This window comes from Bartonella jaculi (genome assembly GCF_039543045.1).
Lineage (GTDB): Bacteria > Pseudomonadota > Alphaproteobacteria > Rhizobiales > Rhizobiaceae > Bartonella > Bartonella jaculi.
The window spans coordinates 108,053-123,949 of sequence record NZ_BAABIZ010000005.1; the positions used below are offsets into that span (position 1 = coordinate 108,053).

Sequence of the window (15,897 nt, forward strand, 5' to 3'; positions counted from 1 at the left end):
AAAGGGATTAACACAACATCTCAATATATCTTACCAACAATATAGCCACTGAGTTAAAAAACAACGTTTTTTAGTAAAGAAGTTTTTTCTATTATGATGTAGATAAGATAAATTTTTATTACTGAAAAATATACACCACTCGCAGCACGAGAAAAATGTAGAAAGATACAACAATCCAGTTTTAAATACCACACACTATATTCTCAAACGCACACTTTAGTAAGAAATAAGCGCCAATTTCCTATGTTTTACATCACTCTAAAAATATAAAATCTCATTTCTTTTATAAAAATATTTGACAGTATAGTATTGCATTATCTTAAATAACACGCTCAATTTTGTAAAATTACCTTTATATTATTAAGCTGTTTGCTAAATATTTATAAAGACCTTTAAGAAGGTCACATCTTATTCATTTCCCCAGAAAGTTCCTGAAATATTTAAAATGTTTTTTCCGCAAATATTTCCTTATAAACGTTTCCTATTGCTGCTGCCTCCTTTTCCAGAGGAAAATGTGTACGAACATGGTTTAACGCTTTTTTCCCTGCGGCCATTGTTTTTTCTAAATCAGTAAAATAAGGTTCAATCGCCGCTGTTAAAGCCGCTCCATCTCCGGCTTGAACAACGGTTCCTGTTCCCTCTACCACCAATTCTTTAAAAATTCCCACGTCACTTGTCACGACAGCTGTCTGTGATGCCATTGCCTCCAAGGGTGTTAAACCGAAACCTTCCAAACGAGAAGGAGTCACATAAAGTGACAGACGACGATACCACACAGGTATATCAAGCCTCTCACCAAGAAAAATAATGCGGTCATTTAACCCAGCTTCAGCAATCTTCTGTCGTAATTTCTTTTCAAAACTATAATGCTGTTCTGTAGTCCGCCCAGCAATAATTGCAGTCCAATCAGGATAGTATGGCAGCAGCGCTATCATTGCATCCACAAACAAATCGGTGCCTTTTAAATAGCGCACGCGCCCAAAACACCCTACTGCATATTTCCCTGGGAACTCAGTTGCTGAAAAGTAATCATCAGGAATTTTGGGAGGTGAAAAACGCTTAACATCCACTCCATGCATAATAACCTGATGAGGCACCTCTAGATAGGATCCCGTACATACACTAGTCGCAATAACCTTATCCATACGACGAAGCAACCATTTGGTAAAAGGCTTGTGTTTGCGTCGAGATGCCGAAGTAAAGACGAGTTTGAGCTTCATCCGCAAAACATCGCGTAAAAAGACCCCGCAAAGCATCTCGATATTGCGCCGTGCATGCCAAATACGAAATGGCTTACCTCTTGGACTTTTCCAAAGCCCGCAAAGGTCCTTAAAGGCGAGGGTTGGTAAATTTCGCGGCAATCCAAACCCAAAAGTAGATATATGTACACCCTGCTCTCGCTGCAGTGGAATAAGCTGAATAACCGTAGATGTCACTCCTGATAAGCGCTTTTTAAAGTGAGGAGTAATAATCTCTGTTTCTTCCAAAGACACACGCATAACAATTTAAATGTACTGAACCTCAATAATTTCATAATTATGCACCCCACCCGGTGCATTCACTTCAATCACATCACCTTCTTGCTTGCCAATGAGTGCACGTGCAATGGGTGAGGAAATAGAAATTTTACCAGTTTTTACATCAGCCTCTTGATCACCAACGATCTGATAAATCTTTTTTTCTTCAGTATCCTCGTCCAAAAGCTTGATTGTAGCTCCAAATTTAATTTTGTCACCTGAAAGACGTGAAACATTAATAACTTCTGCACGCGCAATATAGTCTTCAAGCTCATTGATGCGCCCCTCATTATGACTTTGTGCTTCTTTAGCAGCGTGATATTCGGCATTTTCTGAAAGATCACCATGTGCACGCGCCTCAGCAATTGCTTCAATAATCCGTGGACGTTCCTGTTGTTGGCGCCAACGCAATTCTTCTTTAAGACTTTCAAAACCAGCTGTAGTCATCGGAACTTTTTCCATAATCCGTCCCTTTCTGTTACACGGAAGGTTTAATAAAAACATAAAAAACGGCTTCCAAAATCACTTTTGGAATCCGAAAAACACAATTTCGTATATTATATAGTACAGCATCCCTATTTTCCATATAAAAATAAAAAGGAAAACAAGGTATGCACCAATTCTGTTTAGACAATTCAAATATTTGAAGACTTAAAATATTCAATTAAGTTTCTAGCATCAGAAGTTTCAAGAAGAAACAATTGTATTTTTTTCTGTTTTATCATAATCTAGTAGGAAAGATCTTTTATGAAAAGAGAAGAAAGAGAAATCTCTAAAGGAAACCTCTGCAGGAAAATGAAAAATTTAGTCGTTTTTTGTGTGTTTAGCTCTCTCCTTTTAGCCACAGTAGTATCCGAAGCCGCAGAAGCTTTTGTTATAAACAATCTGAATTTTAGAGCAGGGCCAAGCACGCAGTATACGCTTCGTGGTTTGATTCCCGCAGGGAAGTTGATCTTCGTCCAAATGTGTAGAGAAAACTGGTGCCATATCAGATATAACGCTCAAACAGGTTGGGTATCATCTCGTTACCTTTCATTTAAAGATGGAAATGCTCTTTATCATACATATGCGATGCTGCCTGTAACAAATCATAATACGTATAATTTTCTTTATAACGGCTGTAGTGAATATCATAACAAGTGCCCTGCTGAACATCATCATCGTATAAATGAAAGAAAGTAACACAAACAACCATAGCTGTCGTTACAATACAAATGCTGAAAAAAACTCTCCAAAGAGTTAATGAAATATCCAGTAAGCGGGAACAAAACTGCTAAGGAATGCTGCTATTAACTCGATCAAATTGGTGAATGTAATATTTCCTTTTAAAACACATTTTTATATCAAAGGAAGCAATAATGAAAAATGGTGTTACAGCGACAGTTGAAGCTCTTACTGCCCTGATTACCTCAGGCAATCCTCTTTTCAAGAATGGCGCATTATGGACACCTCACCGTCCTATTCATCCTGAAAAATCTGAAGGTGGTATTCCATTTCAAGTCGAAACATCCTTTGAACCAGCGGGAGATCAACCTCAAGCAATTAGAACTCTGGTTGAGGGAATTGAAAAGGATGAACGCACCCAGGTGCTTTTAGGTGTTACCGGATCGGGAAAAACCTATACAATGGCCAAAATCATTGAAAAAACACAACGGCCAGCTCTGATCTTAGCACCCAATAAAACTTTAGCCGCACAACTTTATGGAGAATTCAAAAGTTTTTTCCCCCGCAATGCTGTCGAATATTTTGTTTCTTATTACGACTATTACCAGCCAGAAGCCTATGTTGCACGTTCTGACACTTATATTGAAAAAGAATCCTCTATTAATGAACAAATCGACCGTATGCGCCATGCTGCAACACGCGCTGTACTTGAACGGGATGATGTCATTATCGTTGCATCTGTATCTTGTATCTACGGGATTGGCTCGGTAGAAACCTATACAGCCATGACCTTGCAAATAAAAAAAGGAGACAAACTCAATCAACGGCAATTACTAGCCGATTTGGTTTCTCAACACTATTATCGACAAAACATTAATTTCATTCGTGGTTCTTTTCGTGTCCGAGGGGACACAATAGAAATTTTTCCTGCTCATCTTGAAGATCGTGCTTGGCGTCTTTCGCTCTTTGGCGATGAAGTAGAAATGATTACTGAATTTGATCCTCTAACAGGACAAAAAACAAACGACCTTCAATCGATTAAAATTTATGCCAATTCACACTATGTCACACCGCGGCCAACATTAAATCAGGCAATAAAATCGATTAAAATGGAACTAGTTCAACGCCTTGCTGAATTGAACGCAGCTGGGCGTCTTCTAGAAGCGCAACGTTTAGAACAGCGCACAATTTTTGATTTGGAAATGTTGGAAACGACCGGATCATGCGCCGGAATCGAAAATTATTCGCGCTATTTAACCGGTCGAAAACCCGGTGAACCACCACCAACCTTGTTTGAGTATATTCCAAACAATGCTCTTGTTTTTATCGATGAAAGCCATGTAACCATTCCCCAAATTGGGGGCATGTACCGAGGTGATTTTCGTAGAAAAGCAACCCTAGCCGAATATGGCTTTCGCCTCCCCTCTTGTATGGACAATCGCCCTTTACGCTTTGAAGAATGGGATGCCATGCGCCCACAAACTATTGCTGTCTCAGCAACGCCTGGACGCTGGGAAATAGAACAGTCTCACGGCATTTTTGCGGAACAAATTATCCGCCCAACAGGGTTGGTTGACCCAGCAACAGAAGTACGCCCAGCCAAGAATCAAGTCGATGATGTTGTGAATGAAATTCGTAAAACGATTCAAAAAGGCTACCGTACATTAGTGACAGTCCTAACAAAGCGTATGGCCGAAGATTTAACTGAATATCTCCACGAACAAGGTATCCGTGTACGCTATATGCATTCTGACATTGATACATTAGAACGTATTGAAATTCTTCGTGATCTGCGGCTCGGTACCTTTGATGTCCTCATCGGTATCAACCTACTCAGAGAAGGCTTAGATATTCCAGAATGCGGTTTTGTCGCTATTCTAGATGCCGACAAAGAAGGATTTTTGCGCTCCGAAACCTCACTCGTACAAACAATCGGACGCGCCGCACGCAACGTAGATGGTCGAGTTATTCTTTATGCAGATACAATCACTGGCTCTATAGAACGAGCCTTGCAGGAGACACAAAGACGTCGACAAAAACAAATAGCCTATAATGAAGAGCACCATATCACACCGACAAGTATCAAAAAAAATATCGGAGATATTCTCAATTCAGGATATGAAAACGACCGTATTTGCACAAACATCCCTGATTTCATCGAGAAAAAAAATATGGTTGGCAACAATTTAGCATCTCATATCCAACATCTCGAAAAATTAATGCGTGCAGCAGCAGCAGATCTTAACTTTGAAGAGGCAGCGCGACTTCGTGATGAAATCAAGCAGTTGCAGAAAATAGAATTAGCAATTGTGGATGATCCCTTAACACATCATAGCAAACAACCCACTCATGAGCCCCTCTTTCAACCAAGTCTTTTCTCCAAACCAGACCTTGATCACATGGGACCAACCATGGATACTGGTATTTTGGAAAATCAAAAAGAAAAACGGAAAAAAACGCGTCCAACGAAAGAGCAAAAAATTTCAAACCGCCCAAAATAATCTTTAGCTTTTCTAAAAAACTACTCAAGAAGAAAAGCAAACAGTATTGCTCTAAAAATAGATAACTTCAAATATCAAGGACACTCCAATTTAAAACAACCTAAGAAAGAAAATTTTACAAAAAAACGCTTCAACTTATTGACTTTTCAGGCAATTTTCTTTTTTAACCACATTATAAAAAATCCCTAAACCTATAAAAACACGCCCAAAACACTCCTAAACGCTAAACAAATGCAGACAAATTTGCAAAGAATGTCTCCTATATATCAAAAAATTCCCCGCAATAGATTATCTTTATACAGTTATACTATGATATCTAACTAAATATTATTTAGCCTCACAAGAGAGGAGGCAAACAAGACAGTGTTCTATAACAAAATAAAGTAAAACAAGACGTTATCATAACACCATAAACCTATAATGATAAAAACGATAGCTTTTATTCATACGATTTTTAATTAAGTCATATTAGATTAAGTGATACAAATGAAATATTCATAACTAAATAAGTTATACAGTATAATAAAAAATAAGGTTATACAATAAAATATTATTAATTAAAATTAATAACAGCACGTCAATTGAAATAAAATTTTGCCACAATTTTATTTTACTATAATTTATAATATTTTCTTCTAAATGGATTTTTATTCTTTCTGTCAAAATAAAGTCTAAAATTGTTCAGGTTCTATTCAGCTTGACACATATAGGATGTGAAAAAATACGAATTTACATAAGGAGCATCGCTATGAAAAAAGTGACCAAGTTAGCGGTATTATCAGTAATGTCAACTGTAACCGTTTTGATGCCGTTAGATACAACGCTTGCGGATATGACATGGGCTCATGGTGACTATATTTCCAGAGAAATAGATAGAAAAATAGAGAGGATGAATAAGGAAATAAATGATAATATGAAGAAAATAGAGATGCAGACGCGTTTTTCTTCTAGCAACTTCAATCACCATTTTGATAATGGTAGTACTCGTCTAGTTTCTACTAAGAATCCTTCTCATAATCATCATTATCATGTTGACCATAGAAGAAGGGAAGATAATTATCACCATGTTGAACGTGAAACACGTCGTTATGTTGAACGCAAAACGATAACACATCATCATATAAACGTGAATCGTGATAATTCAGGGGATGCTTTAGCAGCAGGCATTATTGGTCTTGCGGCAGGTGCAATTCTTGGCAATGTTTTAAAGAAACCAGAACAACCACAGGTTATCTATCAAGTAGCACCGCAACAAAGAGTTGTGTATCAAGAAGTCCCACAAATCGTCTATCAACAAGTTCCACAAGAACAGATAGTTTATGAAGTACAGCAAACAGCAACATATAAGCCACTCCAGCAATCAGAGGCATCTGCTTGGCTTAACTATTGCAAGAAAAAATACCGTTCGTTCAACCCTAAAACAGGTACTTTTCGGGACCGTAATGGTTTAGAACACTTTTGTTACGCCCCTGTATATTAACGCGACATACTAAAAGAAATCTTACATGACACAAAAAAGCGCTCAAAAGCGTTTTTTTGTGTTTATATGTTAATACTTTGAAGAAAAGGATTATTTTGGCGTTCATAGCCTATGCTACTTTGGGGACCATGACCACAGATAAAATACACATCATCGCCTAAAGGAAGAACTTTTTCTCGAAGAGATTTCATCAATTCTTCATGAGAACAGAAGGGAAAATCCGTACGTCCAATAGAACCACGAAAGAGAACATCACCCAATAAGGCGAAGCATTCTTTTTTATTAAAATAAATCACATGACCGGGAGAATGTCCTGGTGTGTGAAAAACCCTAAACACATGTCCAGCAAAATGAACGCACTCACCATCTTCTAACCATTGGTCAGGAATACAGATGCGTGCATCAGTGATGCCGTAATTTTTTGCGCTTTCACTCACGGCATCCATCACAGGTTTATCATCGCGATGTGAACCGATAATTTTCACATTAAGTGCCTCTTTCGCTTGCATTGCTGCTCCCACATGATCAATATGACCATGCGTTATCCAAATAGCCTCAACGATAACACCACTTTTTTGGATCACTTTTTGAATTCGCGGCCAATCACCACCAGGATCAACGAGAACCCCCGTTTTACACTCACTATCAAAAAGCAAAGTGCAATTTTGTTGGAATGCCGTAACTGGAATAATATGTATATTAAGACTACCCATGATGCCCTTTTCAAAAGTAAATTTTTTAAATTTATAAATAACAGTCCCCCGAATTTAAGGTAAAGGTGGCTGCTCGACAGCTTTATACAACTTATGTAAACTTGCATTTTGTGTAAACTAAATTTTTATCAAGGCTTTGAAGAATGACTGATCACGTTCAAGTTTTGTGTGATGACGCCCCTCACCTTCTTGTGATTGATGACGATACGCGTATCCGCAATCTTTTATTTCAATTTCTCATTAAAAATGGATTTCGTGTTTCAATTTCTGCCAATGCCGGTGAAGCAAGACGTCAACTTGCAAGCTTAGATTTTGATCTTCTTATAGTTGATGTCATGATGCCGGGCGAAAACGGCATTGATCTCACGCATTCACTCCGTCAAACAAAAGATGTTCCCATTCTCATGCTCACAGCTTTGTCGGAAACAGACCATCGTATTCATGGATTAGAAGCAGGCGCAGATGACTATCTCGCCAAACCGTTTGATCCTCGCGAGCTTCTCCTTCGCATCAATGCTATTTTACGACGTGGTTTTCTATCAAACCAGCCCAAAATCGAGAAAATAGTTTTTGGACCTTATATCTTTTCCATTTCACGACGTGAGCTTAAAAAAGAAGGAAAAGTTATTAAATTAACAGATAAGGAACAAGAAATGATGGCTATTTTTGCCGAAAATGCAGGCGATACAATTCCACGTCATAAATTCGCAATGAATGACAGTAATATTAGTGAACGTACCATTGATGTACAGATCAATCGTCTACGCCGTAAAATTGAACAAAATCCAGCAATCCCTACATGGCTTCAGACTGTGCGAGGAATAGGTTATAAACTCTCCATTGAGTAGGCGCATAATGATCGAATCTTCAAGAAAATTTGTCCGATGGTTAACAAAGAAGATGCCCAAACGGCTTTATGCCCGCTCTTTAATTATCATTATCGCTCCTATGGTCCTCCTGCAAACAGTCATTGGCTACGTCTTTATGGAACGCCATTGGCAAATGGTGACTGAGCGTCTTTCAACCGCTGTTGTCCATGATATTTCAGCTATCATCGATATCATTGAAACATATCCGCAACAAGATAACTATGAAGATATCAAGCGTATTGCACAACAACGCATGGGATTAAACATTTCGATCCTGCCCCCTTCCCCTCTTCCCCCTCCAGGGCCTAAACCATTTTTCGCAATTCTTGATTATTTTTTAAGTGAAGAAATCACCCGCCAAATTAACCGCCCTTTCTGGATTGATACAGTAGGGGATTCTAATCTTATCGAAATCCGCATCCACCTTGGTCACAACATCCTGCGAGTCTTTGCACCACGCAGCCAAGCTTATGCTTCCAATACCAGTATTTTTTTAAGCTGGATGGTAGGAACAGCGCTTGTTTTATTGCTGATAGCGATTTACTTTTTGCGCAACCAAATCAAGCCGATTCAACAATTGGCTGAAGCAGCAGAAAGCTTTGGACGCGGTCGTCCTTTACCAGAAGGCTTTCAACCACAAGGAGCTGATGAAGTTCGTCGCGCTGGCATTGCTTTTTTACGTATGCGAGAACGCATTGAACGCCAAATCGAACAGCGCACCATGATGCTATCGGGCGTAAGTCATGATTTAAGAACCATTCTTACCCGCTTTAAATTACAGCTAGCATTAGCAAATACTGACTTTGATATTGCTCCACTTGAGCAAGACGTCAGCGACATGCAAAATATGTTAGAAGGTTATCTTGCTTTTGCACGCGGTGAAGGCAGTGAAAGTGTTAAAACCTTTGATTTAAACACTCTTATGCAAAAATTCTCTGCCGATGCTCATCTTCACAAACGTCAATTTTCCTACACCATCGAAGGCCCAACAGAAATACAAGCGCGTCCTCATGCCTTCACACGCCTAGTCAGCAATCTTGTGTCAAATGCATTTTGTTACGCCAACACCGTTAAACTAACAGCCATATCCCAACAAGAATCTTTTATAATCACTATTGATGATGATGGACCTGGCATTGATAAAAATATGCGTATGGAAGTATTTAAACCATTTTTTAGACTTGATAAAGCACGAAATCAAGACGCGAGTGGAACCGGTCTTGGTCTTTCTATTGCCCAAGACATAGCGCGCAGCCACGGAGGCAACATTCAATTAGATGATAGCCCCTTAGGGGGATTACGCGCTATTATCGATATCCCCTTATGAGAAATATTTCACACGGCTCATTGATAATAAAAAATAATCGCTAAAGAGGGCTTCTAAAGGATTTAGGCATTCCCTACAGTTTCGAACAAAGTGTATTGCAGTGCCTTGTAAGCGCTTTCACCAGACCAAGCAACCATCTGAAATGCAGTATAATGGCTTTCACAAATTTTAAGTGCGTGTATCAACAATGTTTCAACCTGTATATGAGATGGAGGCACCCCACCAGCCAAAAGAAGACCCTGCCGATAAATAACCGAATTCTCTCCCTGCCAGTAATCAAAATGCCCTAGCAATAATTTTTCATTAATTGCCAGCAATAAGCGATGCATTTCCGCTGTTTGACCATTTTCAATCAAAAGATCAAATGCACAAGCTAAATGAAGAGCTTCATGTTCTTCCATCCATGAAAAGGCAAGACGATAATTTGCTCGTTTCCCTTCTACACAAACACTAATTTCATCTTCTGCATTCCGCTCAAAAGACCAATCGTATTTACAAGCAATCTGTTCGATAAAGTCAACAGGATGCTCTTCTCTTTCTGTGGCGCAAAATGCAAGCCTCATCATTAACCCTCAATAAATATTAACAACGTTGTCAACAGCACACAAAGCACCTACACCGTAACAACACTTTGCTACAATCAAAGCCTTACACCAAACAAATACACACTTAAAAACACACGCTACCCAGAAACGAATGATGTTTCCCAAGTAATACACCTGATAACAATAAAACGAATCACCAAGTTTTTTCAGTGTATTGATACAATTTCATAGCGCCAGCCCCCTGATTCAAAAAAAGTGCTTTTTTGTAAAAAAACAAACCGAAGAAAATAGAAAATCTGCTCTAACAGACTCAGTATTAAGCATTTTTCTGTTTCACGCACTCCATTGAAAAATTGGGGATATTTTTTTCAAACTATAATTTTTTACAAAAACCGTTTTACTTTTTTCTCGTCTGCATTTGTTCCAAATCATCAAGACGTTTTTTCAAATCAACATTGTCGGCATGTAGTTTCAATACCATTTCTTTGAGTGCTTCAAATTCTTCACGTGAGATAAGATCGAGTTTATTCGCTATCTTTTCAGCTTGCAAACGAAAAGCTGTTCCGGCTTCACGCTTTATACCTTGTGCAACATCAACTGCATCTGTTGCTAATTTTGCTAATTCATCAAAAATACGGTTTGATCCATTACGCATGTAGTTTTTTCCTTCATTTCAATTACTGACGCACGCACTATAGCGTATTTTCATAACATTTAGATACTGTCTTTGTTCCCTTTAACTTTTTAGATTTTATATTATTACACAGGTTTTATCTGGACCTTTTTACATTCCTTTTACCACCATAAATTTTTTACCATACTAAACGGTGGAAACCTTTCACTCTCCTGATTGACCATTGTGCATTCATCTGTCATTTTTGCGTATCACCTAACATTAATACGTCATCTAACATTAATAAATGTAAAGCGTTTGCTTATGAATGATCTTTCTTGTCCTGCCATTGCTTTTCCAACTTTTCTTAATCCCGTCATTGTTCGTTTAGGTCCCATAGCCCTCCATTGGTACGGACTTGGTTACGTTGTAGGCATTCTTTTTGCTTGGTGGTATGCGCAAAAATTATTAGAAGAAAAGTCCCTCTGGTATGCAAATCACCCTCCTATGGATCAGCAGAAGATAGGAGATTTTGTTGTCTGGTCTGCCATCAGTGTCGTTGCTGGTGGCCGCTTAGGACAAGTGCTTGTATGGGATCCTGTTTATTACTTTAGTCGCCCAAGTGCCATCATCGCAATATGGGATGGGGGAATGTCCTTTCACGGTGGACTTATTGGTATCATCATTGCAATGGTCTGGTTTGCTCGTAAAAACAGCATCAACACACGAGCAATGTTTGATATAGTTGCAGCAGGTGCTCCTATTGGCATCGGCATTGTACGAATATGCAACTTCATCAACCAAGAATTATGGGGCAATATGACCACACTCCCTTGGGCCGTTTGCTTCCCCCAAGATCCCCAATATCTACCACGCCATCCAAGTCAACTTTACGAAGCCCTCATGGAAGGATTTTTTCTTTTCATTATTTTGTCTATTATTATTTTTGCCTTCAAAGCATTAAAGCGCCCCGGTACCGTAGCAGGAACATTTATTATAGGCTACGCAATAGCACGAAGCACTTCAGAAATTTACCGCGCTCCTCAAGAAGACCCAGAATGGTTTTCTACTCTTTTTCATTCCACTGGATTTACCTATGGCATGGCTTTAACTCTTCCTATGCTTTTTTTGGGATTTTATCTCCTTTTCCAAGCCTTTAGACAGCAATCCGTAAAATAATGGCTACCTTTAAAGAAAGAATTAAAGGAATTATTGCATGCAATGGACCAATTTCTGTCAGCCAATATATGGCGTTGGCACTCACTGATCCTCAATTTGGCTATTATCAAACACAAAATCCCTTTGGGCGTGCCGGTGATTTCATTACCGCACCTGAAATAAGCCAATTGTTTGGAGAAATGATTGGAATTTGGGCCCTCGCAAGCTGGAAAGCTCAAGGTTGTCCTCGCCCTTTCATTCTAACTGAGATAGGTCCAGGACGCGGAATTCTCATGGATGATGTTTTGCGTACCATTCGAAAATTATGCACCCCAGCATTTGAATCTGCTGAAATTTTTCTTATCGAAATAAGTAAAAAGCTTGCAGAAGAACAAAGAAAGCGTCTTTCTTGTTATCAAAAACAGATCCATAGCATAGAACGCTTTGATCAAATCCCCCCAAAACCACTCTTCTTGATCGCCAATGAGTTCTTCGATACCCTTCCCATTAACCAATATATCAAAATCAATGGAGACTGGAAAGAACGTCGCATTACAATCGATCAAAATGGAGAGTTCACCTTTATTGCTGCCCCACATAAACTTCCTTCTTCTTATTTACAACTCTACGGTTCTGAAGTCCCTGATGGAACAATTTTTGAACATGCACCCTCACGGCATCAATTTATGCAGCATATCAGCAACCACTTAGTACAAGTAAAAGGTTCTGCTTTGCTCATTGATTATGGTGCTGCTGATCTTGCATTTGGCGATACACTGCAAGCACTTTCAAAACATAGATTCCGTGATATTTTTGATGCTCCCGGTGAACATGATTTAACATCACATGTTGGTTTTTTCTTTTTAAAAAAAATAGCTCTTGAACAAGGCTGTTTTGCTGAAATTCTAGAACAAGGAGATTTTCTTTTAAAAATGGGTCTGCTAGAACGCGCAAAACAACTTGGAGCGGGCAAAAGTCCTGCGCTGCAAAACAAAATCCGCCAAGATATAGAACGACTCGCTGGCGCAGATCAAATGGGCAAATTATTTAAAGTGTTACATGTGAGTGATAAGCCCTCTTTTTTATTCATGTAACTTACTGTATTTATATATCTTTTTTTACGGTTCGGGATACGTAAATAAAAGTTTGGGAATAGGATTTTCCAACATGCCTCTATAGGACACCTGTTTCTTTGCCAACTTTCTCCAAAAATTCTTTTAATCTTGCTACTCCTTGTGGTGAAAAATTATCTAAGTTTCTAACAAACATGCCAACAACTTCACGTCTAAATGGATCAGAAGCTTTTATTGTAAAACTCTTACGGCAAGCATCAGCCTCTTTTCTTAAGAGAGAAGCCATATCTTGATCTAAATCGTATAATTCTATGATTTTTTCTTCCATACCAACGGGTACAGATTTTTTACCAATCTCAACTGAAGATAAAAATGATACAGATACGTCTAATTTCTCAGCCATATCTAAGAGACGTTCTGAGTGATCAACGCGAAGTTTACGTAAGATTTTACCAAACGATGTAACCATCTAAAAAGTCCTGTTAGAGAAGAAAGATTTCTGCTGATTCTAACAAATCTTTGCAAAATTTTCTTCAATTATTTCGAATCAGCACTTCTTTTTTAAGGAGAGGTTTAGATAATTTTAGAATGAAAAATCTTACGGTATTTCTTGCTTCCTAAATGAAGTGGAAAACTAAAACCGTTTACTTTTGCTACGAAATAAAAATCGTCAAAACTATCGGAACTATAGCATTTTGTGATATAGCATTCATCAAAATCCTCCTTGAAGAGGTAATTAGACAAATAATAATTAAGCAACGCAATACGCTGTGCTATTACATCATTATCTGAAACATCAATCACATACTTCTGAAAACTAATATCTGGATTTTTTACTTTATTTTTTTTATGATGATGATAGCTAGCTATGAGAAAATTATTTAAAAAATTTTGCCAACGAAGATTCGTTTCTGATGTTAAGAGGCGATCTTGTTTTAAGCTTGCATCTCCATTATGAGTTTTTAAAAATCTAATTCTATGCGGTATATCAAACATAGGTTTCCTCTAACTTTTTATGAGCCATTTTTTAAAGTGTGAGAAGCTATTTTCTATGGCGTCGATGAAACGCGAAAAATCCATTACAAAGATAAAGACTGCAAAGGCTATCCATTTTATGATGCGTGACATCATCTTCAAACCTTGATAGGTGTTTATCATCTCATGAAGCAGCTGCTGTTCTTTTTCGCTGAGATCTTTATCCTTGTTACTTTCTTGTTTGGTCATGTTGCCAACCACATAAGCGTGCTCCCTGCTTGTTATGTTTCAATATGTCTCTTGCTAGATTGGAACTGATGACCGTAACATCTTGCTGATCCAAATAGAGGGGCAACCAGCCATCACAAAAAACAGACCTATTTGCCGCGCACCCAGCGAGAAAGTTCAGTGCGCACATCAACATCACTTTTCCGATTAACTTCATTTTCTACCTCAAGACGTGTCGTTGCTGTCTTTAAAGCATTCTCTGTTTGCTTATGCCGTTCGCTTTTCTTGCCAAGGTGAAACGCCTTCACTAACGACATTAAAAAAACGGCTAAAGCCGCTGTAAACATGAGAGAATATTTCTTAAACCAAAATATCACAAACGCTGCTCCTTAAACCTCTTGGCTACAAATACAATACCTACACATGCCGCTAAAACCATTATGGCGGCTAATGCCCACTGAATCGGTCCATTGCCAACCAAAAAGCCTCCAAAGCCTGAACAAGAGCCTATAATCGGCGCTAGTGCTTCTATCTTTAAAAGACCAGTTGCACCACGCGTTTCTACCCGTTCATAATTCGAAGCAATGTAAGACCCTTTTACCCACAAACCCGCTTCTGCTGCTCGACGGTTGACTAAACCTACAAAAGGCTTGCCGCCCACTTTATTCCATTTCTGTAATTCACTAGGAACAGCTTCATAATCCCCTTGATTAAGCTTCTTCAACAACGTTGACTTGCAAAAAGCTTTTGTTCCTACATTATAACAAAACGACACCAATGCTGCGAATTGGTTATCCGTTAACGAAACCGTCACCGATTCCTCTACCGTCTTCTCAAATTGCTTTAAATCCTCACAAAGAATTTTTTCTGCTTCCTCTTGGCTAATACGCATGCCTTTTTTGACAAACGGTTGACCAGCATTGCTGGTGTGACCATAACCAATGGTCCAAATGCATGCTAAATCTCTATAAGCCTCTAAACGCAACCCTTCCCATTGTTTGATAAGCTCTAAACCTTCCTTTGATATCTTTCTCATCTGATCCTCCATAAAAAAGCCCCACAAAAGTGAGGCTGGACAAATATGATTTCCGATTATTCTACAACGGCTTTATTCCTTATTTTCTTGGATCAATTGCTCGACTTCTTTAACACTAAAACCAAGCCTAAATAGCGGGGCATATTCACTCTCTTGCAATTCATATTGATAACGCTTTTCTACAAAGTCTCCCTCTAAATCAACCGGCGTTTCTTGTGTCACAAAAACCTTATGCCTCTCATCTTCAATCCCCTCTTCTCCCTCTCCAAGCTCTTTTATTGGGATCCAATAAAAACGCGTCTCTAAAAGCTGCTCTAACCGTCTCAACGTTTCAACCTTGTCATATGCAAGCATGTTCAGATAATCTTGCTTCGTATTTAAATGCTCTGGATACTCTCTCATCTCTGCTATCATCCATTATCCAAAACGCCGTGGACGACTACACCCACGGGCTCCTAGTTTTTCATCAGAAGAAGTACGAGAATACGAACCATTACGAAAAAAAGGACCGCTCTTCGTTCCGTCCTGCCAATTTCCTCCACCTACCAAAACATTTATCTCTGTCGCATTTGTCTCTGTCGTAAAACTTGACCACAAGGTTGAACTAGACTGTATTTGCATGGCAAAACTTCCTGACAAAAATTGTAAAAGATAACCACAACCATCTTCACAGCCTATATGCGAGATCATCCGTCTAT

The 15,897-nt window shown here is 38.7% G+C and carries 18 protein-coding genes and 1 pseudogene; 7 read left to right on the plus strand and 12 right to left on the minus strand.

Annotated features, from left to right (window positions below; translation table 11 throughout):
• Window positions 1-440: 440 nt before the first annotated feature.
• Together ABD915_RS03715 and greA are read right to left on the minus strand one after the other, a co-directional pair.
• Window positions 441-1,499 (minus strand): glycosyltransferase family 4 protein, encoded by a 1,059-nt coding sequence (locus ABD915_RS03715; RefSeq protein ID WP_345115345.1) that lies wholly within the window; start codon window positions 1,497-1,499, stop codon window positions 441-443.
• A 6-nt stretch (window positions 1,500-1,505) separates the two neighbouring features.
• On the minus strand, window positions 1,506-1,979 hold the full coding sequence (gene greA / locus ABD915_RS03720; RefSeq protein ID WP_345115348.1) for a transcription elongation factor GreA: 474 nt from the start codon (window positions 1,977-1,979) through the stop codon (window positions 1,506-1,508).
• A gap of 285 nt (window positions 1,980-2,264) precedes the next feature.
• Here greA and ABD915_RS03725 point away from each other — a divergent pair, with 285 nt between their 5' ends.
• From ABD915_RS03725 to ABD915_RS03735, 3 genes are all read left to right on the plus strand, one after another.
• Window positions 2,265-2,699, plus strand: a complete 435-nt coding sequence (locus ABD915_RS03725) for an SH3 domain-containing protein (protein ID WP_345115351.1) — start codon at window positions 2,265-2,267, stop codon at window positions 2,697-2,699.
• A gap of 176 nt (window positions 2,700-2,875) precedes the next feature.
• The gene (uvrB, locus tag ABD915_RS03730; RefSeq protein WP_345115354.1) at window positions 2,876-5,182 is read left to right on the plus strand and encodes an excinuclease ABC subunit UvrB; all 2,307 of its coding nucleotides are present in this window, start codon (window positions 2,876-2,878) and stop codon (window positions 5,180-5,182) included.
• A 748-nt stretch (window positions 5,183-5,930) separates the two neighbouring features.
• On the plus strand, window positions 5,931-6,662 hold the full coding sequence (locus ABD915_RS03735) for a BA14K family protein (protein WP_345115356.1): 732 nt from the start codon (window positions 5,931-5,933) through the stop codon (window positions 6,660-6,662).
• A 62-nt stretch (window positions 6,663-6,724) separates the two neighbouring features.
• Here the strand turns inward: ABD915_RS03735 and ABD915_RS03740 are convergent, their stop codons facing one another.
• Entirely contained in the window at window positions 6,725-7,375 is a 651-nt protein-coding gene (locus ABD915_RS03740) for an MBL fold metallo-hydrolase (RefSeq protein WP_345115358.1), read from the minus strand.
• Window positions 7,376-7,518: 143 nt separating this feature from the next.
• On the opposite strand from ABD915_RS03740, the gene ABD915_RS03745 reads away from it, so the two are divergent.
• Complete coding sequence (locus tag ABD915_RS03745) at window positions 7,519-8,223, plus strand: response regulator (RefSeq protein WP_345115361.1); 705 nt, start codon at window positions 7,519-7,521, stop codon at window positions 8,221-8,223.
• A gap of 7 nt (window positions 8,224-8,230) precedes the next feature.
• A complete protein-coding gene (locus tag ABD915_RS03750) occupies window positions 8,231-9,571 on the plus strand; it encodes an ATP-binding protein (protein WP_345115364.1) in 1,341 nt (446 codons plus the stop codon).
• Between the two features lie 62 nt (window positions 9,572-9,633).
• Here the strand turns inward: ABD915_RS03750 and ABD915_RS03755 are convergent, their stop codons facing one another.
• Window positions 9,634-10,134: a type III secretion system chaperone family protein gene (locus tag ABD915_RS03755; RefSeq protein WP_345115395.1), complete on the minus strand. Its 501-nt coding sequence runs from the start codon at window positions 10,132-10,134 to the stop codon at window positions 9,634-9,636.
• Between the two features lie 379 nt (window positions 10,135-10,513).
• Window positions 10,514-10,771 carry an accessory factor UbiK family protein gene (locus ABD915_RS03760; RefSeq protein ID WP_345115366.1) on the minus strand — a complete coding sequence of 86 codons (258 nt, stop codon included), beginning with the start codon at window positions 10,769-10,771 and terminating at the stop codon, window positions 10,514-10,516.
• Window positions 10,772-11,053: 282 nt separating this feature from the next.
• Between ABD915_RS03760 and lgt the strand changes: the two genes are divergently transcribed.
• A complete protein-coding gene (gene lgt / locus ABD915_RS03765; RefSeq protein WP_345115369.1) occupies window positions 11,054-11,908 on the plus strand; it encodes a prolipoprotein diacylglyceryl transferase in 855 nt (284 codons plus the stop codon).
• Complete coding sequence (locus ABD915_RS03770; protein ID WP_345115372.1) at window positions 11,908-12,981, plus strand: class I SAM-dependent methyltransferase; 1,074 nt, start codon at window positions 11,908-11,910, stop codon at window positions 12,979-12,981. Before lgt ends, ABD915_RS03770 begins: the two co-directional genes overlap by 1 nt.
• Window positions 12,982-13,060: 79 nt before the next feature.
• Here ABD915_RS03770 and ABD915_RS03775 read toward each other — a convergent pair whose 3' ends face one another.
• The 7 genes and pseudogenes from ABD915_RS03775 to ABD915_RS03805 all read right to left on the minus strand — a co-directional run.
• The gene (locus ABD915_RS03775) at window positions 13,061-13,429 is read right to left on the minus strand and encodes a helix-turn-helix domain-containing protein (protein ID WP_345115375.1); all 369 of its coding nucleotides are present in this window, start codon (window positions 13,427-13,429) and stop codon (window positions 13,061-13,063) included.
• A gap of 104 nt (window positions 13,430-13,533) precedes the next feature.
• Window positions 13,534-13,956, minus strand: a complete 423-nt coding sequence (locus ABD915_RS03780) for a hypothetical protein (RefSeq protein ID WP_345115378.1) — start codon at window positions 13,954-13,956, stop codon at window positions 13,534-13,536.
• Between the two features lie 9 nt (window positions 13,957-13,965).
• Window positions 13,966-14,184 (minus strand): hypothetical protein, encoded by a 219-nt coding sequence (locus tag ABD915_RS03785; protein ID WP_425548183.1) that lies wholly within the window; start codon window positions 14,182-14,184, stop codon window positions 13,966-13,968.
• Between the two features lie 128 nt (window positions 14,185-14,312).
• Complete coding sequence (locus ABD915_RS03790; RefSeq protein ID WP_345115384.1) at window positions 14,313-14,540, minus strand: hypothetical protein; 228 nt, start codon at window positions 14,538-14,540, stop codon at window positions 14,313-14,315.
• Window positions 14,537-15,199 (minus strand): lysozyme, encoded by a 663-nt coding sequence (locus tag ABD915_RS03795; protein WP_345115386.1) that lies wholly within the window; start codon window positions 15,197-15,199, stop codon window positions 14,537-14,539. Before ABD915_RS03795 ends, ABD915_RS03790 begins: the two co-directional genes overlap by 4 nt.
• Window positions 15,200-15,271: 72 nt before the next feature.
• The gene (locus tag ABD915_RS03800) at window positions 15,272-15,601 is read right to left on the minus strand and encodes a hypothetical protein (protein WP_345115397.1); all 330 of its coding nucleotides are present in this window, start codon (window positions 15,599-15,601) and stop codon (window positions 15,272-15,274) included.
• Window positions 15,602-15,616: 15 nt separating this feature from the next.
• Window positions 15,617-15,897: pseudogene (locus ABD915_RS03805) on the minus strand (hypothetical protein); the annotation flags it as partial.